The sequence below is a fragment of the Pseudomonas tremae genome, assembly GCF_023278125.1.
Lineage (GTDB): Bacteria > Pseudomonadota > Gammaproteobacteria > Pseudomonadales > Pseudomonadaceae > Aquipseudomonas > Aquipseudomonas tremae.
Map to the genome: position 1 here is coordinate 537501 of NZ_CP066270.1, position 21096 is coordinate 558596.

8 protein-coding genes and 2 rRNA genes (1 of these 10 cut by a window edge) are annotated in these 21096 nt (G+C 57.8%); 5 read left to right on the forward strand and 5 right to left on the reverse strand.

Annotated elements, in window-relative coordinates; translation table 11 throughout:
• The 5 genes from I9H09_RS02410 to recD all read left to right on the forward strand — a co-directional run.
• Positions 1 to 2533 (forward strand): 23S ribosomal RNA (locus I9H09_RS02410) (it extends 361 nt beyond the left edge of the window).
• Between the two features lie 157 nt (positions 2534 to 2690).
• Positions 2691 to 2806, forward strand: a 5S ribosomal RNA gene (gene rrf, locus I9H09_RS02415).
• A gap of 195 nt (positions 2807 to 3001) precedes the next feature.
• Positions 3002 to 6478 carry an exodeoxyribonuclease V subunit gamma gene (recC, locus tag I9H09_RS02420; RefSeq protein WP_122346498.1) on the forward strand — a complete coding sequence of 1159 codons (3477 nt, stop codon included), beginning with the start codon at positions 3002 to 3004 and terminating at the stop codon, positions 6476 to 6478.
• A complete protein-coding gene (gene recB, locus I9H09_RS02425) occupies positions 6475 to 10167 on the forward strand; it encodes an exodeoxyribonuclease V subunit beta (RefSeq protein ID WP_236502498.1) in 3693 nt (1230 codons plus the stop codon). The genes recC and recB overlap by 4 nt, the downstream gene beginning before the upstream one ends.
• Entirely contained in the window at positions 10164 to 12254 is a 2091-nt protein-coding gene (recD, locus tag I9H09_RS02430; RefSeq protein ID WP_122347880.1) for an exodeoxyribonuclease V subunit alpha, read from the forward strand. Before recB ends, recD begins: the two co-directional genes overlap by 4 nt.
• 72 nt (positions 12255 to 12326) lie before the next feature.
• Here the strand turns inward: recD and I9H09_RS02435 are convergent, their stop codons facing one another.
• The 5 genes from I9H09_RS02435 to I9H09_RS02455 all read right to left on the reverse strand — a co-directional run bounded on the left by I9H09_RS02435 (position 12327) and on the right by I9H09_RS02455 (position 20941).
• Entirely contained in the window at positions 12327 to 13220 is an 894-nt protein-coding gene (locus I9H09_RS02435; protein ID WP_183142512.1) for a hypothetical protein, read from the reverse strand.
• A gap of 148 nt (positions 13221 to 13368) precedes the next feature.
• On the reverse strand, positions 13369 to 17154 hold the full coding sequence (locus I9H09_RS02440) for a toxin VasX (protein ID WP_122347879.1): 3786 nt from the start codon (positions 17152 to 17154) through the stop codon (positions 13369 to 13371).
• Positions 17151 to 17708 carry a DUF4123 domain-containing protein gene (locus I9H09_RS02445; protein WP_122347878.1) on the reverse strand — a complete coding sequence of 186 codons (558 nt, stop codon included), beginning with the start codon at positions 17706 to 17708 and terminating at the stop codon, positions 17151 to 17153. Before I9H09_RS02445 ends, I9H09_RS02440 begins: the two co-directional genes overlap by 4 nt.
• On the reverse strand, positions 17705 to 19783 hold the full coding sequence (locus I9H09_RS02450; RefSeq protein ID WP_122347881.1) for a type VI secretion system Vgr family protein: 2079 nt from the start codon (positions 19781 to 19783) through the stop codon (positions 17705 to 17707). Before I9H09_RS02450 ends, I9H09_RS02445 begins: the two co-directional genes overlap by 4 nt.
• A 210-nt stretch (positions 19784 to 19993) precedes the next feature.
• Positions 19994 to 20941 (reverse strand): LysR family transcriptional regulator, encoded by a 948-nt coding sequence (locus tag I9H09_RS02455; protein ID WP_005895180.1) that lies wholly within the window; start codon positions 20939 to 20941, stop codon positions 19994 to 19996.
• Between the last annotated feature and the right edge of the window lie 155 nt (positions 20942 to 21096).

A 21096-nucleotide genomic window follows, 5' to 3' on the forward strand; every position in this document is an offset into this window, starting at 1 on the left:
AGTAGGACGGGGCACGAGAAACCTTGTCTGAATATGGGGGGACCATCCTCCAAGGCTAAATACTACTGACTGACCGATAGTGAACCAGTACCGTGAGGGAAAGGCGAAAAGAACCGCGGAGAGCGGAGTGAAATAGATCCTGAAACCGTATGCGTACAAGCAGTGGGAGCCCACATTGTTGGGTGACTGCGTACCTTTTGTATAATGGGTCAGCGACTTATTTTCAGTGGCGAGCTTAACCGAATAGGGGAGGCGTAGCGAAAGCGAGTCTTAATAGGGCGTCTAGTCGCTGGGAATAGACCCGAAACCGGGCGATCTATCCATGGGCAGGTTGAAGGTTGGGTAACACTAACTGGAGGACCGAACCGACTACCGTTGAAAAGTTAGCGGATGACCTGTGGATCGGAGTGAAAGGCTAATCAAGCTCGGAGATAGCTGGTTCTCCTCGAAAGCTATTTAGGTAGCGCCTCATGTATCACTGTAGGGGGTAGAGCACTGTTTCGGCTAGGGGGTCATCCCGACTTACCAAACCGATGCAAACTCCGAATACCTACAAGTGCCGAGCATGGGAGACACACGGCGGGTGCTAACGTCCGTCGTGAAAAGGGAAACAACCCAGACCGTCAGCTAAGGTCCCAAAGTCATGGTTAAGTGGGAAACGATGTGGGAAGGCTTAGACAGCTAGGAGGTTGGCTTAGAAGCAGCCACCCTTTAAAGAAAGCGTAATAGCTCACTAGTCGAGTCGGCCTGCGCGGAAGATGTAACGGGGCTCAAACCATGCACCGAAGCTACGGGTATCATCTTTTGATGATGCGGTAGAGGAGCGTTCTGTAAGCCTGTGAAGGTGAGTTGAGAAGCTTGCTGGAGGTATCAGAAGTGCGAATGCTGACATGAGTAACGACAATGGGTGTGAAAAACACCCACGCCGAAAGACCAAGGTTTCCTGCGCAACGTTAATCGACGCAGGGTTAGTCGGTCCCTAAGGCGAGGCTGAAAAGCGTAGTCGATGGAAAACAGGTTAATATTCCTGTACTTCTGGTTATTGCGATGGAGGGACGGAGAAGGCTAGGCCAGCCTGGCGTTGGTTGTCCAGGTTTAAGGTGGTAGGCTGAGATCTTAGGTAAATCCGGGATCTTAAGGCCGAGAGCTGATGACGAGTGTTCTTTTAGAACACGAAGTGGTTGATGCCATGCTTCCAAGAAAAGCTTCTAAGCATCAGGTAACCAGGAACCGTACCCCAAACCGACACAGGTGGTTGGGTAGAGAATACCAAGGCGCTTGAGAGAACTCGGGTGAAGGAACTAGGCAAAATGGCACCGTAACTTCGGGAGAAGGTGCGCCGGTGAGGGTGAAGCATTTACTGCGTAAGCCCACGCCGGTCGAAGATACCAGGCCGCTGCGACTGTTTATTAAAAACACAGCACTCTGCAAACACGAAAGTGGACGTATAGGGTGTGACGCCTGCCCGGTGCCGGAAGGTTAATTGATGGGGTTAGCGCAAGCGAAGCTCTTGATCGAAGCCCCGGTAAACGGCGGCCGTAACTATAACGGTCCTAAGGTAGCGAAATTCCTTGTCGGGTAAGTTCCGACCTGCACGAATGGCGTAACGATGGCGGCGCTGTCTCCACCCGAGACTCAGTGAAATTGAAATCGCTGTGAAGATGCAGTGTATCCGCGGCTAGACGGAAAGACCCCGTGAACCTTTACTATAGCTTTGCACTGGACTTTGAATTTGCTTGTGTAGGATAGGTGGGAGGCTTTGAAGCGTGGACGCCAGTTCGCGTGGAGCCAACCTTGAAATACCACCCTGGCAACTTTGAGGTTCTAACTCAGGTCCGTTATCCGGATCGAGGACAGTGTATGGTGGGTAGTTTGACTGGGGCGGTCTCCTCCTAAAGAGTAACGGAGGAGTACGAAGGTGCGCTCAGACCGGTCGGAAATCGGTCGTAGAGTATAAAGGCAAAAGCGCGCTTGACTGCGAGACAGACACGTCGAGCAGGTACGAAAGTAGGTCTTAGTGATCCGGTGGTTCTGTATGGAAGGGCCATCGCTCAACGGATAAAAGGTACTCCGGGGATAACAGGCTGATACCGCCCAAGAGTTCATATCGACGGCGGTGTTTGGCACCTCGATGTCGGCTCATCACATCCTGGGGCTGAAGCCGGTCCCAAGGGTATGGCTGTTCGCCATTTAAAGTGGTACGCGAGCTGGGTTTAGAACGTCGTGAGACAGTTCGGTCCCTATCTGCCGTGGACGTTTGAGATTTGAGAGGGGCTGCTCCTAGTACGAGAGGACCGGAGTGGACGAACCTCTGGTGTTCCGGTTGTCACGCCAGTGGCATTGCCGGGTAGCTATGTTCGGAAAAGATAACCGCTGAAAGCATCTAAGCGGGAAACTTGCCTCAAGATGAGATCTCACTGGAACCTTGAGTTCCCTGAAGGGCCGTCGAAGACTACGACGTTGATAGGTTGGGTGTGTAAGCGCTGTGAGGCGTTGAGCTAACCAATACTAATTGCCCGTGAGGCTTGACCATATAACACCCAAGCAATTTGCGTCGAATGACCAGATTGCGGTGACTGTGAAGATGACACGAACCGAAAGTTTGCGTCACAAGCGACACCTGAATAACTGACTGTCACATACCCGATTTGCTGAAGCGCGCCGTATGGCACGACTCGGTACCCGAATTTCTTGACGACCATAGAGCATTGGAACCACCTGATCCCATCCCGAACTCAGTAGTGAAACGATGTATCGCCGATGGTAGTGTGGGGTTTCCCCATGTGAGAGTAGGTCATCGTCAAGATTGAATTCCAGAAACCCTCATCGCTTATGCGTTGAGGGTTTTTGTTTTTATGGCGTTCGCCAAACTTCATCCCGTCGCTCAGGCAAGCCTGCCAATACCCGGTAGTCATCCGGATCAACATGCTTATAGCAATCCAGCGCGCTTGCCCTTATGGTTCGGCCTCAGGTTCCAATCGCACCCGCCAAGGAAGCAAGCATGTCCGTAACGACCTCTCTAAGCGCAGGTTTCATGGTGGTTCAAGGTAACCGCCCGGATGAACTGCGCAGTCTGGTCGTGTCCTGGATGCGTCGTTATCCCTTGGCGCCGCTTGAGAACGAGATTGCCCTGGTGCAGAGCAACGGCATCGCCCAGTGGCTCAAGCTCGCATTAGCTGAAGACGCTCAGGATGATGACAATGGCGGCTGCGGCATTGCTGCAGCCATAGATGTTCAGCTACCCGGCAGTTTCATGTGGACGCTGTACCGCACGGTGTTGGGCAGCGATGAAATCCCTTCGGCGTCTTTGCTCGACAAGACTCCGCTGACCTGGCGCCTGATGCGCCTGCTACCCGCACTTATCAATCAGCCGCACTTCGAACCGTTGCAGCGTTTTCTGACAGACGACACGGACCTGCGCAAGCGCTATCAATTGTCCGAGCGCCTTTCCGACCTGTTCGACCAATATCAGGTCTATCGCGCTGACTGGCTGAATGACTGGGCCGCTGGCCATCATCAGCTTCTTGACGCACGGGGGCAGTCCAGACCACTGACAGATGCCAACTGTTGGCAGGCCGAGTTATGGCGTGCCTTGCTGGATGATGTCGGAGCCGAGGGTATGTCGCAGAGCCGCGCTGGCGTGCATCAGCGCTTTATCGAACGCATCGGCAGCATGACCGAAGCGCCACCGGGCTTGCCGGCACGAGTCATCGTTTTCGGTATCTCCTCACTGCCGGCACAGGCGCTCGAAGCATTGGCAGGGCTGGCGAAGTTCAGCCAGGTGCTGCTCTGTGTACATAACCCTTGCCGCCATCACTGGACTGATATCGTTGCCGACAAGGACCTGCTGAGGCACCAGTACAAACGCCAGGCGCGCAAGACCGGCATGCCGATGATCCTTGATCCACAGGCGCTTCATCAACATGCGCATCCGCTGCTCGCCGCTTGGGGCAAGCAGGGCCGTGACTACATCAACCTGCTGGACAGCCATGACGATCCGCGCAGCTATCGTTCGTCCTTCAAGGACGAACGGATCGATTTGTTCAGTGATGCCGAACCCCTCAACTTGCTGAATCAGTTGCAGGACGACATTCTCGAGTTGCGCCCACTGGATGAGACGCGAGAAAAGTGGCCAGCGGTTAATCCTCTGGAAGACCGCTCTGTTCGCTTCCATATCGCCCACAGCGCTCAGCGTGAGGTGGAAGTGCTACACGATCAGCTCTTGGCGCGGTTCAGCAAAGACCCCAACCTGCGCCCTCGTGACGTAATCGTCATGGTTCCTGATATCGACAGCTATGCACCGCATATTCGCGCTGTCTTCGGCCAGATCGAACGGGACGATCGCCGCTTTATCCCGTTTACCCTCGCGGACCAAGGGCAACGTGGTCGTGAGCCGTTGCTGATTGCAGTCGAGCATCTGCTCAAGCTCCCCGATAGTCGTTTCCCTGTCAGTGAAATTCTCGACCTGCTGGATGTTCCTGCGCTGCGAGCGCGCTTCCGGATTCAGGAGCGCGATCTGCCAACCCTGCACCGCTGGATCGAGGGTGCAGGCATCCGCTGGGGGCTAAACGCAGAGCAGCGCGCCGGTCTGGGTTTGCCGAATGCTCTCGAGCAGAACAGCTGGCATTTCGGTTTGCGCCGCATGCTGCTGGGCTATGCCGTGGGGGCCGGTACTGCTTACGATGGCATTGAGCCCTACGATGAAATCGGTGGGCTGGATGCTGCATTGATCGGCCCTCTGGTGGCGCTGATCGATGCGCTTCAGGTCGCCCACACGCAACTGTCACTTCCAGCAACGCCTGACGAATGGGGCGCGCGTTTGCAGGCGCTGTTGCAGTTGTTTTTTCAGGCCGACAGCGAACATGACGACTACCTGCTGGCTCAGCTCGAAACGTTACGTGAAAACTGGCTGGAGACCTGCGCAACGGTAAAGCTTATTGAAGAGTTGCCGCTGACCGTGGTTCGCGAAGCCTGGCTGGCCGGCCTTGATCAAGGCCGTCTGTCCCAGCGTTTTCTCGCCGGTTCTGTGAACTTCTGTACCCTGATGCCCATGCGGGCCATCCCGTTCAAAGTGGTGTGCCTGCTGGGCATGAACGACGGTGATTATCCCCGCGCTCAGCCGCCACTGGATTTCGACCTGATGGGCAGTGATTACCGCCCTGGCGACCGTTCGCGGCGCGAAGATGACCGCTATCTGCTACTCGAAGCGCTGCTTTCGGCCAGGGATCAACTGTACGTCAGCTGGGTTGGCCGCAGCATCCGTGATAACAGCGAGCGTCCCGCTTCGGTGCTGATAGGCCAGTTGCGTGACCATCTTGCCAGCGGCTGGAAACTGGCTGGCGAAAGCGATGCCGAAAGTAGCCTGGACGACGGCGAGCGCTTGCTGAAAGCCCTGACGGTTCACCATCCGCTTCAGCCGTTCAGTGCCAGTTACTTCCATGCAGGCACGGGCTTTTTCAGCTTTGCCCGCGAATGGCGTCTGCTTCACGAGACCGATGCCCAAGCGCCTGTTCCCTTAGAGCTGCCGGCCCATGAACAGGAGGAGCCGCTGTCCATCGCGCAATTGCAGGACTTCCTGAGAAACCCGGTGAAGCACTTTTTCAGTCAGCGCCTGAAAATCTATTTTGAGGTCGCCGAAGCGCCGCTCGCTGATGAAGAGCCGTTCGTGCTGGATGCCCTGGAGCGCTATGGCCTCAGTGAAAGCCTGCTCAGTGCCGCTATGGTTTCCCCCGACAATATCGATGTCGCCCTCAAAACCCAGGCCCTGAAACTGCAAGCCAGCGGTTTGTTGCCTCTTGCCGGGTTCGGTACCAGCATGCAGGACGAGTTGATCGAGCCATTGCCGGACGTACTCAAGCGTTACCACGACCTGCTGACGCTGTGGCCCGAAACCCTGAGCAGTGCATTGCCGATCAGCTTCAGTCACAGCGGTGTGAGGATCGATGGCTGGCTTGGCGGATTACATCGCAACGGCAGCGGCGAGTTACTGCTGGTTACGGCGATCCCCAACAGCATCGGTTCGAAAAAGACCCGCAAATGGCATCGGTTGATTCGTCCGTGGGTGAATCATCTGGTGGCTTGCGCCTGTGAACTGCCGTTGAGCACTGCATTGGTGGCCAGCGATGAAACGCTAATGCTTGAGCCAATGGAAAGAACTGCAGCCGTCAGCACTCTCAATCACCTGTTGATGGCCTGGCTGCACGGCATGCAGCGACCACTGCCGGTAGCCGTCAAGACTGCATTCGCCTGGTTGGGCCAGCCTGCCGACAAAGCGGAAGCCGCAGCCCGCAAAGCGTATGAAGGCGACGGGCAAACCACCGATGGCGAGCGTCGCGAAAGCACCGCACTGGCTCGGCAGTTTCCGGATTTTGACGCTTTAATGGAAAGCGAAGAATTCGCTGGCTGGTGCGAAACGCTCTACAAACCGATTTACGATGCGCCCTGGCAGTCCTTGTCTGGCGGGGAGGGCGGCGCATGAACCAGCAATCGCTCCCTCTGGCGCTGCGTTTTCCGCTGCGCGGCAGTCAGTTGATCGAGGCCAGCGCCGGTACGGGCAAGACTTTCACCATATCCGCGTTGTACGTGCGTCTGGTGTTGGGGCACGGTTCAGAAGAGTCCGGCTTCGGCCGTGAATTGCTGCCGCCGCAGATACTCGTAGTGACCTTTACCGACGCTGCGACCAAGGAGCTGCGCGACCGGATTCGTACGCGGCTGGCCGACGCTGCGCGGTTTTTTCGGGACGAGATAGCAGCGCCGGATGGCCTCATCGCCGAGTTGCGCGAGCAGTTCGAGGTCGAGCAATGGCCAGCCTGTGCCAGCCGCCTGGACATCGCCGCGCAATGGATGGACGAAGCGGCCGTATCGACCATCCACAGCTGGTGTCAGCGCATGCTGCGCGAGCATGCTTTCGACAGCGGCAGCCTGTTCACTCAAACCCTCGAGACCGATCACAGCGACTTGCTCGGCGAGGTGCTGCGCGATTATTGGCGCCGGTTCTGCTACCCCATGAGCGGCGACGCGCTGGCCTGGGTACGGAAAAACTGGAGCGGTCCGGCGGCGCTGTTGCCTCGCGTGCGAGGCTTGTTTGGCCGGGACCGTAGCACTATTGGCCAAGAGCCTGCCGAGCTGATCGAGGCGTCTTTGCAGGAGCGTCGGGCAGCACTCGCGGCCCTTAAAGCCCCTTGGGCTGCATGGGCTGACGAACTGTACGCCCTCTGTCAGGACGCCGTGGCGCGCAAGGTGGTCGACGGTCGCAAGATGCAGGAACGCTTCTTCAAGCCCTGGTTTGAAAAGCTGTCCGCATGGGCCGCAGACGAAAGCCAGGAAGCGCTGGACCTCGGCACGGGCTTCACACGTTTGACGCCGGAGGGTATTGCCGAGGCCTGGAAAAGCGATCCGCCCTCGCACCCGGCGTTCCAGGCCATGGCCGAACTCAAGCCCGCGCTCGACGGCTTGCCCACACCGGATGCCGCCGTGTTGCAGCATGCTGCGCAGTGGGTCAGTGCCCGTTTTGAAGAAGAAAAGCGCCGTCGTGCCGAAATGGGCTTTGATGACATGCTGCTCAGGCTCGACGCCGCATTGCGCGGTGCAGGCGGCGAGCGACTGGCCACCTTGATTCGAGAACAGTTTCCTGTCGCACTGATCGATGAATTCCAAGACACCGACCCGGTGCAATACCGGATATTCGAAAGCATTTACCGCCTCGAAGACAACGATCAGCAAACCGGACTCTTTCTGATCGGCGACCCCAAGCAGGCGATCTATGCCTTTCGTGGCGCCGATATCTACACTTACCTGCGTGCCCGCCAAGCCACCAACGGGCGTTGGCACACGCTGGACACCAACTATCGCTCCAGTCACGCGATGGTCGAGTCGGTCAACCACGTCTTCACCCGCGCCGAGCAACGTGTGGAAGGTCGTGGCGCCTTTCTGTTTCGTGACGATAAGGGCAACCAGGTGCCGTTCTCCGACGCCTTGGCCCAAGGTCGCAAAGAGACGCTGCAAGTCGATGGCAGCCCGTTGACTGCATTGACCGTCTGGCATCTGGAAAGTGAGCAACCGGTGTCCGGCGTCGCCTATCGCCAGCAACTTGCAGCCAGTTGCGCCAGCGAGATCGTGCGCCTGCTCAATGCCGGTCAGCAGGGCAGTGCCGGTTTCGCTTCAGCTGACAAGACACTGCGTGGGCTGCGGCCTGCCGACATCGCGATTCTGGTCCGCGATGGCAAGGAAGCGCAGGCGGTGCGTCAGCAATTGACTGCGCGCGGCGTGCGCAGCGTCTACCTGTCGGACAAGGATTCGGTATTCGCTGCTCAGGAAGCTCATGATCTGCTGTCCTGGCTGAAGGCCTGCGCCGAACCGGATTCCGAACGCACGTTGCGTGCCGCACTGGCGTGTATCACGCTGGACCTGTCGCTGGCCGAGCTGGAGCGTCTGAATCAGGACGAACTGGCGTGGGAGCTGCGCGTCATGCAGTTCCGTGGTTATCGTGCCGTATGGCGCAGTCAGGGTGTGTTGCCGATGCTGCGCCGCCTGCTGCACGACTTCGCACTGCCACAGACATTGATGGCACGCACCGATGGCGAGCGAGTGCTCACCAACCTGCTGCACTTGTCCGAACTGCTGCAGCAGGCCGCCGCCGAGCTGGATGGCGAACAGGCATTGATTCGTCATCTTGGTGATCACCTGGCATTGTCCGGCCAGGCTGGAGAAGAGCAGATCCTGCGCTTGGAAAGCGACGAGCAACTGGTCAAGGTGGTGACAATCCACAAGTCCAAGGGGCTGCAGTATCCATTAGTGTTTCTGCCGTTTATCTGTTCGTCAAAACCCGTCGATGGCAGCCGCCTGCCGCTACAGTTTCACGACGCCGAGGGTCGCCCTCAGATCAGTCTGCAGCCCACTGAAGCGCTGATCCGACAAGCCGACGACGAGCGTCTGGCAGAAGACCTGCGCTTGCTGTATGTCGCGCTCACCCGCTCGGAATACGCTTGCTGGCTGGGCGTCGCTGACCTCAAGCGTGGCAATGCCAACAACTCGATGCTGCACCGTTCGGCGCTGGGTTATCTGCTGGGTGGTGGCACGCCGCTGTCCGATTCGCCTGACCTCAAGGTGTGGCTGCGTGACCTGGCAGAAGGCTGCGGCGCGATTGCCTTGCAGACAGTTCCCGAGCCCACCGACAACAGCTTCAGCGCGCCGCGCAACGACGCCTCGCTGGTCAAACTGCTGGTGCCTAAACGCCGTGCTGCCGAGAACTGGTGGATAGCTTCCTACAGTGCTCTGCGCATTGGCGATACGGTAACCGCTGGTGCCGACCAGTCGCCTGACAGCCCGCAGGCGCAGAAGCTCTTTGATGACGAGCGTCTCGACCCTGAGGCCCCTCGCGATATTCTGCTTGGCGGCGGCGATATCCATCGTTTCCCGCGTGGCCCCAACCCCGGCACCTTTCTGCACGGCCTACTGGAATGGGCGGGTAATGAAGGTTTTGCAAACACCGCGCACGCTCCAGATAAACTGGAAGATGCCGTTGCCCGTCGCTGTAATCGGCGCGGCTGGAAGGGCTGGATCGAGACCCTGCGCGACTGGTTACAGCAGACGCTGACCATGCCGTTGCGTCTTTCGCCCGATGCCTCTCCAGTCGCGCTGGGTGATCTGGATCAGCCTAATCAGTACCGCGTCGAGATGGAGTTCTGGTTCGCCAGCACCAACGTCAATGTGGCGCAAATGGACGCACTCGTGCGCCGCTTTACCCACGACAACGCGCCACGAGCGGCGACCGAAACCGTCTCGCTCAATGGTATGTTCAAAGGTTTTATCGACCTGACCTTCGAGCACGAAGGCCGCTATTACGTCGCCGACTACAAGTCCAACTGGCTGGGCAGCGATGATGACGCCTACACCGAGCTGGCGATGGAGGCTTCGATTCTCGACAATCGCTACGACCTGCAATACGTCCTCTACCTGCTGGCCCTGCATCGACAGCTCAAGGCACGAAGGGCCGACTACGATTACGATCAGCACATGGGCGGCGCGATTTATCTGTTTCTGCGCGGCAGTCGTGCAGCGTCTCAAGGTGCCTGGTTCACCCGCCCGCCACGCGAGCTGATCGAAAGCCTGGACTTGCTGTTTCAGGGCAAGCCGATACCGCATGATCTGCCGGGAGCATTGGCATGAACCGCTCGTTTGACGATCTGTTGCCTGCCACCCTGGACGACGCCGGCCTTGCCGAATTGAGTCCGCTGACTCGTGTGGATGACCTTCTGATGTTGCTGGAACGCTGGGTCGAACGCGGCTGGTTGCGCGCGCTGGACCGGGCGTTCGTCGCGTTCCTCAGTGAGCTTGATCCCCAGTCTGATCCGCTGGTTTTGGTCGCTGCGGCACTCACCAGCCATCAATTGGGCCACGGTCATGTCTGCCTTGATCTATACGAGACCCTGAAAGAGCCTGACTTTGCTCTCTCGCTGCCGCCTGAAGGTGATCAACAAAGCGGAACAATGCTGCCCTCGCAATTGCTCGCAGCGCTGGAGAGAGCGGCCTGGTGCCAGGCGCTCGCCCGCAGCTCGCTGGTGGCCGAGGCAGGGGACTCCAGCGCCGAGGGGCTGCAAAAGCCACTGGTGCTGGCGGAGCGGCGGCTATACCTGCGCCGTTACTGGACCTATGAACGGCGCATTGCTGCAGCCTTGCGCCAGCGTCTCGCGCAAGCCGACGCTCCTCCTGGCGATCTGCCGCAGCGTCTGAACGCATTGTTCAAGCCCGCCAGCCCTGCGTCGGACGCTGTCATCGACTGGCAGAAGCTTGCCTGTGCGCTGGCCACCCGTCGAGCGTTCAGCATCATCACGGGCGGTCCAGGCACTGGCAAGACGACTACCGTGGTGCGTTTGCTGGCGTTGCTTCAAGCTCCCGCCGTGCAGAGCGGCCAGCCATTACGCATTCGCCTGGCAGCACCTACCGGCAAGGCAGCCGCACGTCTGACCGAGTCCATCAGCCAGCAGGTCCAGAGCCTGGACGTCAGCGACGACGTGCGCCAGAAAATCCCCAGCGAAGTCACCACAGTTCACCGCCTCCTCGGCAGTCGCCCGGGCACCCGGCACTTCCGTCATCACGCAGGCAACCTGCTGCCGCTGGATGTATTGGTAGTCGACGAAGCGTCCATGATCGACCTGGAAATGATGGCCAACCTGCTTGACGCACTGCCGCCGCATGCCCGTATGGTACTGCTGGGCGACAAGGATCAGTTGGCTTCCGTCGAGGCAGGCGCCGTGCTGGGCGATTTGTGCCGCGACGCTGAAGAGGGCTTCTACAGCCCCGAAACCCAGGCCTGGCTGGAAGCCGTTGGCGGCGAAGACCTCAGCAAGGGCGCGCTGCGCCAAGGCGATGCACAGCAACATCCGTTGGCCCAGCAAGTGGTCATGTTGCGTCACTCGCGCCGGTTCGGGCAGGGCAGCGGCATTGGTCAACTGGCCCGGCTGGTCAACCAGCAGCAGGATCAACAGGCGAGGGCGTTGCTGTCGGCTGGCAGCCACGCCGACCTGTTCGCGCTGACGCTCAAAGGCGAGCAGGACCTCAAGTTCGAGCGTCTGGTGCTGGAAGGCCTTGGCAAGGGCGAGCAAGGTCCGCAGGGGTATCGGCATTACCTGAGCGTGCTGGCCGCCGAGCGCCCGGTCGATGGCGCTGAACTCGACGACGCGTGCTGGACCCGATGGGCGCGCTCGGTGCTGAACGCGTTCGACTCATTCCAGCTACTCTGCGCTGTCCGCAAAGGCCCTTGGGGCGTGGAAGGCCTGAACCAGCGCATCACTCATGCGCTGTTCAATGCCAGCCTTATCGAAAGCGAGCAGCAATGGTACGAAGGTCGGCCAGTGCTGATGACCCATAACGACTACGGCCTTGGCTTGATGAACGGCGACATCGGCATCACCTTGCGCTTGCCCGAGCGTGACGGCGAGGGCAAACAGGTACTGCGCGTCGCCTTCCCGCGCAATGACGGCAGCGGCGGCGTGCGCTTTGTCCTGCCGAGCCGCCTGAACGAAGTGGAAACCGTCTACGCCATGACCGTACACAAATCCCAAGGCTCGGAATTCGCTCACACTGCTCTGATCTTGCCCGAAGCGCTTAACCCGGTACTGACCAAGGAACTGATCTACACCGGCATCACCCGCGCCAAACACTGGTTCAGCCTGATCGAACCGCGCCAGGGTATCTTCGAAGAAGCCCTGCGCCGCAAAGTAAAACGCCTGAGCGGCTTGATGCTCGGGCTTTGAACCTGCCAGCGTGCATTGCCGACCCGCAGCGTTGCGCGCTATCAGGCTTCGCTGCAGACCAGAAGCCACAGGTCATGAGCTGTAATCCACATACCGCGCCATAAGGTTCGGGCGGCTAAAAGTGTCAATCGCGTACACCCGCTGCCACATGGCGTCGACCTCGGTTTTGAACGTGTCGTCATCCATGTCGATCCAGTAGCGAGGGTTGCGGCCGCGCTGCTGATCGTAGTCGGCAGTGACAGGGTCCAGGTGCCGGTACGGTTCGAACAGCGGAATGTCCGGAATCGGGCCGCTGATGTCCATGTAGTTCTGCAGGAAGTCCCAGAGTGCGCAGGGACGTTGTTGGAAGTCGTCAGCATTCATCAGCATATGAAAATTGATTTTGTGGTCTTCGTAGCGGTGCTGAAGCAGAAGCCCGTACGTAGGGCCGTGACGATTGCTGGTGGTAATCATATAGGCATCGAACTCATAAAACGGCGCGATGAATTTGTCGATTACACCTTCTTTTCGATGGCGTTTATAGTCGAAGATGGTGACCAGGCCGGTTCTGCGGTTGAGTTCCCACTCAGGGCCTTTTGGGGGGCGGAACCATATTCTGGGGAAGTGATTGATAATAATGTGGCCGATTAACCAGAGGAGTAACGGGCCGCCTAAATACAGTAGGTAAGCCCCTGAAAGTAAATCGACGGTCACTGCCTTCCATGGTCTATGGGATACCGATATCAGAGACAGGTGGGCTAATATTACGAAAGGGGAAAGCACGATAAATCCTCCTTTTCCAAGTTGTAATAGCATTAACCAGAACTGTGACCGTAGGGCAAGAGGCGAGAATCTGAATCTCTCATGGTCACGCTTGTTATGAATGTCAACTTCCTCAAAAATTGTCGGTGTATTGGTTCTGCTTCTATGCTTTTCTTTAGCGATTTCCTTCCAGAATCTCATGTTTTCGGGGGTGGATTCCTCCATGAGCTTCATTGACGTTGCCGGCTGGGTTGCCCCCCAAGGAAGGCGTCTCGAGCAAAAGGTGTAAACTCTTGTCCGCAAAGACGGTATTTGCTCCGGAATAGTGTCAGGCCGATAGGCTAGAGACCCGTAGTAGGACCGTCCATTCAAATCAACCATTGGAAAATATCTTATGAGTTTCTTCATCGGCCCAGAAGGGTTGGTTGGTTTTCTTGAAGTTGGGTGTTGCCCAGTCTTGACTGTATTGAGTCGGGTCTTTGACAGGCGGGCCAGGAAAGTAAAGTTTCTCTCCCCCGCGGCTCAGAATGAACTGGGCCCTCACGGCCCACTGGTAATGGTGTCTACTGCTGCCAGTGGGTGAAACCTGATTAACTGGTGTGGCAAAAAACAGTTCCAATGCGTCCAGTTGAAGACGCTGAGCTTGGGGCATTTCAGATCTGTCGGCAATTTCAATTCCTGCGCGATAAGGTACGCCTTGGTTATTCGCTTTTTCGGTAACGCGGCACAGCCTGCAGTCAGCTTGAATGCTTAGGCTGTCGAGACTGCCGATCAGTCCAGGCAACCGACTCTGCAAGCGAATAATTGTGTCCGCGCTACGTATGGCATGGGGTATCTGCGCGTGATAATCAAAGGTGGCATGCGGCTCATAGGCCGGATTTTTTTCTATTGAAATACTGATGCCGGCAAGCAGGCTTGTTAGCCGGTAAAAAGCCTGTGATGGATCCTGTAAATAACTGTCGATTGAATGGCTTTCACCGAACGGACCGTTCGCCAACCATGACTCCAGTAGCGTCGAACTCATTAATATGACCAAGCCTACGCCGACGCCGATCAGCAGTAATGCGGCCCAACCCAATACCGTGAGACCCAGAAGCGTTCCGGCCGCTCCGAACAAGGTTCCCAGCGAGCCTGCTAGCCCACCCAGAGATATCAGCAGATATCCGTACATGGCTTGGTCGTTCCATTGCCATGCGTGCCATGTGTCAATAGCATTTACGACAGAAAGAATTCCTCCGGAAAAGAAAATACCAATCATTCGACCAGTCACTTTCTCAGTTAACTTTTTGGCTAGAGCTTCACCAAAAAAAGTGGCGGCCTTTTTCGAGGAGATATTAAACAGCGTCTTTCTGGCAATAGAGAGTGATGACCGTTGGCCCGCTAGCTTGACGGCCAGAGCTTCGATAGCAATTGCCATGTCCAGATACGCACCTCCAATACCACCAATTGCTCTCGCGTCATTTTTTTCTCGAGCGGTTTGTTCCAGTGCCTCATATTCCGAACTCACATTCCAAACCTCCAGCATCAACACCGCCAGGCAAAACGGCGTCGACCCCAATACCTTGTAAGCCGCCTTGTTCCTCTCCGAATCCAGCCCCTCTATGGCCTCACTCAAGCCGCTCTTCGCCCGGATATGACCGCGTTGCGCCTCACCCACTGCGCCTGCTGCTTCACGAGCGGTTTTAAGTGTTCGGTTCATGTCGCCGACCACCTGCGCGGTCTTGTGTCCGCGAGGAATCACCAGGACCAGATTGTCGCCCTGAGTCAGCCGGGTAGAGGACGGCGGCGGTGGGGCGATATCGCCAAAGGGCGTTCCGTCAGCACGCAGGTATTCGCCATAACGTGTTTTGGGCAGTGACTCTCGACCGGGCAGGTCTTCCAGGCCGAATACATAGTGTTGCGCAGTGACCTTATTACGACGGGTCAGGAAGGCAGCAGCAAAATGCTCGGGCATCATGCTGCGCAGTTGTTGTACGCCCCGGCCTTGGCGTTTGACGTCGATCTTGTGGGTATTGGCACCGAGCCGCTCTTGTATCTTGGCCAGCCGATCGTTTGCCGAGGGGGCATTGGCATGGGTACTTTTTAAACCGCCTTTGGCAGACGCGAGTGCCTGGTTGGCTTTGGCGACGGCGTTCGCGGCGCCGTCCGAGGCGCTTTGCAGGTTTTCAAAGATCCCGATCAGCGCCGCCGTTGTGGCTTTGCCGTTGTTGATGAGAAAAAAGTTCTGCAGGTTGTCTCCCGCCAGCAGGTTGGCGAGGGTGGTGGCATCCAGCGTGACCTGAGTGACAGGGTCAGGCGCTGGCCGGGTCTCGAAACGAGCCAGTTCAGTGGCGCGAAAGCGGCCGTCGCCCATGTTCTTGTCATCGCTAAGCGGCACGACATAGGGCGCGCAAGCAGTCAGCAGATCGCATTCTGGCCAAAGCATAAGATGCAGAGGCGACGTGTCATCGCTGGCGATATGCTCCAGAAACTTCTGCCCCGGGCTCACGGCCTGATCCCAAAGACCAATACCTGTGACTGCATCCACCATATCGCCGCCGGGCGCCAGCGGATCGACAGTGGACGGCAGCAGCGCCAGGGTCGCCAGGGTCCGGCTCAACTCATACATTGCCGCCACGTAGTCGAAACCTTCCAGGCTCAAGTGATCAGCCAGCATTTGTTCCGTGGTGCTTTGTTTCAGACTGTCTATCAGTGCGTCCTGAGCGCTGAGCATGTGCCGCCAGACCACCGCGCGCTGAACCGTGGCCGTGCATTGGTTGATCATTTGCCTGCCAGGCTCATGCAGCTTGGCCATCGTCGTATGCAGCGGGTTTTCCTGGCCGCGAATATTGCGCGGCACCACCAGTTGTTGCACCAACAAAGCGCTGGCATGGTGCGGGTGGCGAATGGCGTGTCGGGCGCAAAGCGCAAACAGTTGCTGGCATGTATCGACACGTTGCCGCAGATGTCGCACTCGATAGCAGGCATCGTCCAGCAGCACCCCGCAGACCTGCCTTTGGCGAGCTTTCTCCAGCACATCGGCGACACTGGTCTGTGCTTCCCAGAGCACACCCGCATCAACGGGCTCTGCGTCGTCCTCGACCGGCAAGCTGGCCAGCAGCGCATCGGCCATCGCTGTCAGTTCCAGGTGCCTGACGTTCTGCACTGTGATGCCTCTGTCAGCTTGGGCGAGAAATGCCCTGGCTTGTCTGAAAGACTCGACCGGAAACTGCCCCGACAGATCGCACAGATACCGCGCTGGATGATCGAGCAGTCTTTCATAACCGGGCTGCCGGGCGCGTTGCGGTGCAGCCAGACTGACCGGAAACACGTTGTGCTGCAGATTCAGCCGGGTTGCTTTGATCGGGGCGAGAAGTGCCTGAGTGAAAGGGTCTTTGGCATCAAAGTCGGAAAACGCATCAAGCATCGCCTTGCCATCGGGCTTGCCCTTGTACAGGTCCGTGAAGTGTTTTTTTGACTGGCTCAGGTCAAGGTTTTTGCAGCGGGTGCTTCTTGATGCAGCGTCTTTTTCCAGACGTTCGAGGCGTGGCGCACTGAGCTGAACTTCCGAGAAACACAGCTGCACAGCCGTTGCTTGCCGGTTGTTCCAGAGCGCCGGCAGCCAGATGTCTTCAAGTGCCGCGCCGCGTGGCTTGCGCTCTCCGGGCAGGAAACCGTCTTGCCTCCGATAACGGGCTACATCGATGTCGTGATAAGTGCTGCCGGTTTCGCTGACTTGAATCTCCAGCTCGCGCCACAGTTTCTCCTGATAAAACACATACACATAACCCGCGCGAGCCAGTACCGGCGTGCCGAGGTCGTATACGGTTCGGGAGCCAGGCAGCGGCACAAACGGCAGCACCGGCACTATCTGGTTGAACTGCGCATCGGCCTGTCGTGGCGTGACCTGCGTTTTGTGCAACAAAGGCAGACGAATAGGCTCGCCATCGATGGTCGCAATCTGCAAGTGAAGGTGCGCGCCGTCGATGTGATCCCAGACTTCCAGGATGCAGCTGTAATGCACGTGATCCAGTTTTTCCGGTCTGGATTGATAAACACGATCATCTTTAGGGCTGATCAACAAAACCTGTTGCCGGTCTGAATGATCCCGGCCCGCGATCTGCACGATCAGCTTGTTCATTTCGCAACAAGGCCCTGCGCTCAGGCTGTCGGTGGTCATTGAGGAGATTCCCTGTTCTGAAGCCGTAAAGCGTCTTCCTGACGCAGGCTCAGGCCTGGCGTGACCAAGGGGTATGGCGGTTTCCAGCGAGACGCGTGCGGATTGTCGATGCTGATCCAGTGTTGATTGCCTTGCGCGATGTCCGCCCAGGTTCCGCCGTACCAGCGAAGTCGAGAAATGGGCCCCAGCCACTGAGTACTGGTTTGCGGTGTCTCGGCGGTAAAGAAATAGCTGGCCGTTACAGGGTGCGAATAGCGCAGAACGCCTCGACGGTTCCCTTCGAATCGGACCAACAGGATGTGTCTGAGGTGAGCGAGTACGACCTCGACCGGCGAAGCGCTTTCGATGATCAGGCCCGGCCAGTCGTCGGGGTTTTCAGAAACGGCTTTCAGTAACGGATGCTGTCCGTCGGCATCCATAAAAACGGGACTTGCCTGTCTGCTGGTGGCCAGCTCGGTCTCGTCAAAGAGCATGCAGGGCTCTGGGGCGGGCAGCAGTCGGTAAAGCTGTTCCAGTAGCGAATCAGTGCGTTCCAGTAGCACATAAAGGCTCATTGCCGACCTCCCGACTGCGATGCTTTCCGGCAGCCGCAATCGACAAGCGGGCAGTCTGCAGGCGTTCCGCCCTTGGGTTTTTGGCAGAGTTCGACGATCGGCCCTGACCCTCTCAGACGCTGCATCAGCAACAGCCCCGGCTTGCTGTCATCGATCGGTTTCACGAGCCCCGGCCGCAGGGGTGTTGCTTCGGTTCCAGCTGTCGGCTGGCCCCCGGAGTTGAGCTTTATTTGTGGCCCGTTCACGGTCACGCCACTGGGGGCGATCTTGATGAATGAGCCGCCCGCAGTGAAGGTGATTTCGAGACCGGCCTCAATCACCACCTTGTCGCCAGCCTTGATATGGATTTCTTCTCCAGCCTCTGCCAGTAACCCATCACCCGTTTTGATGTGCTGCGTGCCGCCCACGGTCAGGTGATCACTGGCTTTGACTTCAGTCAGCCGATCACCCTCAACGGTTCGATGCTCGGCTGCCTTGAACACGCTGTAACTGTTGGCTTCGACATGCTCGTGACGCTCATGACCAACGTGGATTTTCTGATCGTGTCTGATGTGCTGTTCCCAGTCCCGCTGGGCGTGAATGTAGATTTGTTCCTGATCGGCCTGGTCCTCGATGCGCAGCTCGTTCGAACCATTACCACCAGGGCTGCTCATGGTTTTGAACACACTGCGTGTCTGATGCGCGGGCAAGTCGTAGGGCGGGACGTGTTCGGCGTGGTACAGGCAGCCGCTGATCAGTGGGCGGTCGGGGTCGCCCTCGAGAAAGGTCACCAGCACTTCCATGCCGACTCGCGGGATGACCATCCCACCGTAGCGATTGCCAGCCCAACTGGACGACACTCGCAGCCAGCAGCTAGTGCGGTCATTAGCCTGACCTTCGCGATCCCAATGAAACTGCACCTTGACCCGGCCATGCCGGTCGCAGTGTATTTCCTGATCTTTCGGGCCAGTGACCACGGCGGTCTGGCTGCCGGGTATGCGCGGTTTCGGGTGCCGCAAGGGCGTTCGGTACGGGGCTTTCCACGGGGTCACCCGGAAAGTATTGCGATAGCCCTGGCGCAAATTGACGTCGTTTCGTATCGGGTGGGCATGCTCCTCAAGAACTTGCGGCTGACTGCCCTCATGGCGAACGTCCGTCAATAACCAGAGGTCATTCCATGCCTGGTCTGGATGCTCGCTCAACTGCACAAAATGCCCGCTGACCAAACGCGGTTGATCACTTTGACCTTCGCCCTGTCGGTAATCATGACGATGCCGCTCGAGGGCGCGTCTGGCGAGTTGCTCGCCCCGGTCGCGGTGCGCAAAACCGGCAGGGTAATCGTAATCTTCAAGCTCCGGACTGACGTCACCATGAGCAGAGCCTTGCATGGTCAGATGCGGCTTCTCGAAGTGATAGTCTCGGCGGGTGGTGCTGTCGGAGCGGGTTTCGAGGCGTAGCTTGAAGTCCCGGATTACCGGCTCTTTGCCTGCCAGCCCGTTGTCCTGCTTGTAGATCACTGGCTCAAGTTTCGGGAACACCGTCTGGTCATCGCCAAACACCAGATTGTGTGCCGTAAAGCTGTGCTCGAAGTGGTAGTGCAAGCCTTCTTCTTCGCACAGCCGCTGAATGAAGTGCAGATCAGATTCGTTGTATTGCACGCAGTATTCGCGCTCGGGGCAGTTCGTGCCGAGTTCGAACCTGTAGGTGTTGGCGAGCAGATGGTGATCTTCGAGCACCGTGGCGATAATCTGCGGCGCCGTCTGGTGCTGAAAAATACGCTGGTTGGTGCGATGGCCGAGACGGGCCAGACGCGGACGCAGCGTCATTGAATAATGGGTCAGGCGTGGACCTGAATCGCCTTGGGCAATACGATCAATCAGCCCATGAATGCCGCCGCCGTCAGGAGCAAATTGCAGAAAAGCCGGGAGGCCCAACAAGCTTTCCAGATCCAGCGACGTGCGCTCGCTGACCAGCTCCAGCGTGAAGCAGAAAGGCTGGCTGATGGCTTCATGGCCGGTGAATGCCAGAACCTGAAACCCATGTTTGGGGCCCTCGAGGCTCAGACTGAAGCATGGCTGGTTGGCAGAAGCGAACATCCGAATCTCTCCGAAGTAACGGGCAATCGCGCCCATCGAACGGAGGGAGTCATTACAAGAACAGTGCCACCCTGATTTTGTATATATAAATCAGTTGGTTGAGAATAATCTCTGAAAAAATACAGCAAAAATCTGCGCAGAAAATTGCGCGCTTTTACGGCGAGTTGCGCAGCATCAAACGCGTTTCTGAGTGGGCCAAGCGCTTGCGCATCAACCGATAAACCTTGCCGCCGCTGCCTTTCCCAATAAGAACCCCTTGTTCAACTCCGTCACCTCCCGAATGTAATCCCACAACAACGTGATCCGCTTCAGCTTCCTCAAATCCTCGCGGCAGTACATCCAGAACTGCCGGGTAACGTTCACTTCCTCCGCCAGCACCGGTAACAGTCGCGGGTCCTGAGCAGCCAGAAAGCACGGCAGGATCGCCAGTGCGCGGCCTTGCAGCGCAGCGGTGTACTGGGCGATGACACTGGTACTGCGCAGTTGCGCCTGAGCGTTGGGCAGCAGGTTGCTCAGGTAAAGCAGTTCCGAGCTGAATGCCAGGTCGTCGACGTAGCTGATGAAGAGATGCTCGGCCAGATCTGCCTTGCGCTGAATCGGCGGATGGCTGTCGAGGTAATCCTGGGTCGCGTACAGGCGCAAGCTGTAGTCGCAGAGTTTGCAGCACACGTACGGCCCGTGATCCGGGCGCTCAAGGGCGATGACAATATCAGCCTCGCGCTTGGACAGGCTGATGAAGTGTGGCAACGGCAGGATATCCAGCGAAATGCTGGGGTAGCTGTCGAGAAAGTGACTCAGTTGCGGGGTGATGAAGAAGCTGCCGAAGCCTTCGGTGCAGCCCACGCGAACGTGCCCGGACAACGCCACGCTAGAGCCGGAAACCTGCTCGCAGGCCATGTGCAACGTGCTTTCGATGGACTCGGCGTAGCCCAGCAAGCGCTGACCTTCGGCGGTCATGATGAAACCGTTATTGCGTGACTTTTCGAAGAGCAGCGTGCCAAGCGAGGTTTCCAGCGAGTTGATGCGTCGTGACACGGTGGTGTAGTCCACAGCCAGCCGACGGGCAGCGCTGCTGACTTTACGGGTGCGTGCCACTTCAAGGAAAAACTTCAGGTCATCCCAGTTCAACGATCCCAGGGAGGTGATGTTTTTATGCATGTTGACCCTGCTTTTATCTGCGTTCTTGTTAGAAGTTTGCACATCTATACTCCAAAGCGCGGCCCCTGACCAACTCAAAAACAAGACTGTCGGGAGACCATGACGGCCCCTGTAAAAAGGCTCCGGATGCATGGTTTGCTGAAGGAGAACGCTTC

Excerpts from the sequence above, each read along its gene's own strand:
- I9H09_RS02440 (WP_122347879.1), bottom strand. The coding sequence starts at position 17,154 with ATGACCACCGACAGCCTGAGCGCAGGGCCTTGTTGCGAAATGAACAAG.
- recC (WP_122346498.1), top strand. The coding sequence starts at position 3,002 with ATGTCCGTAACGACCTCTCTAAGCGCAGGTTTCATGGTGGTTCAAGGT.
- recD (WP_122347880.1), top strand. The coding sequence starts at position 10,164 with ATGAACCGCTCGTTTGACGATCTGTTGCCTGCCACCCTGGACGACGCC.
- I9H09_RS02455 (WP_005895180.1), bottom strand. The coding sequence starts at position 20,941 with ATGCATAAAAACATCACCTCCCTGGGATCGTTGAACTGGGATGACCTG.
- I9H09_RS02435 (WP_183142512.1), bottom strand. The coding sequence starts at position 13,220 with ATGGAGGAATCCACCCCCGAAAACATGAGATTCTGGAAGGAAATCGCT.
- recB (WP_236502498.1), top strand. The coding sequence starts at position 6,475 with ATGAACCAGCAATCGCTCCCTCTGGCGCTGCGTTTTCCGCTGCGCGGC.
- I9H09_RS02445 (WP_122347878.1), bottom strand. The coding sequence starts at position 17,708 with ATGAGCCTTTATGTGCTACTGGAACGCACTGATTCGCTACTGGAACAG.
- I9H09_RS02450 (WP_122347881.1), bottom strand. The coding sequence starts at position 19,783 with ATGTTCGCTTCTGCCAACCAGCCATGCTTCAGTCTGAGCCTCGAGGGC.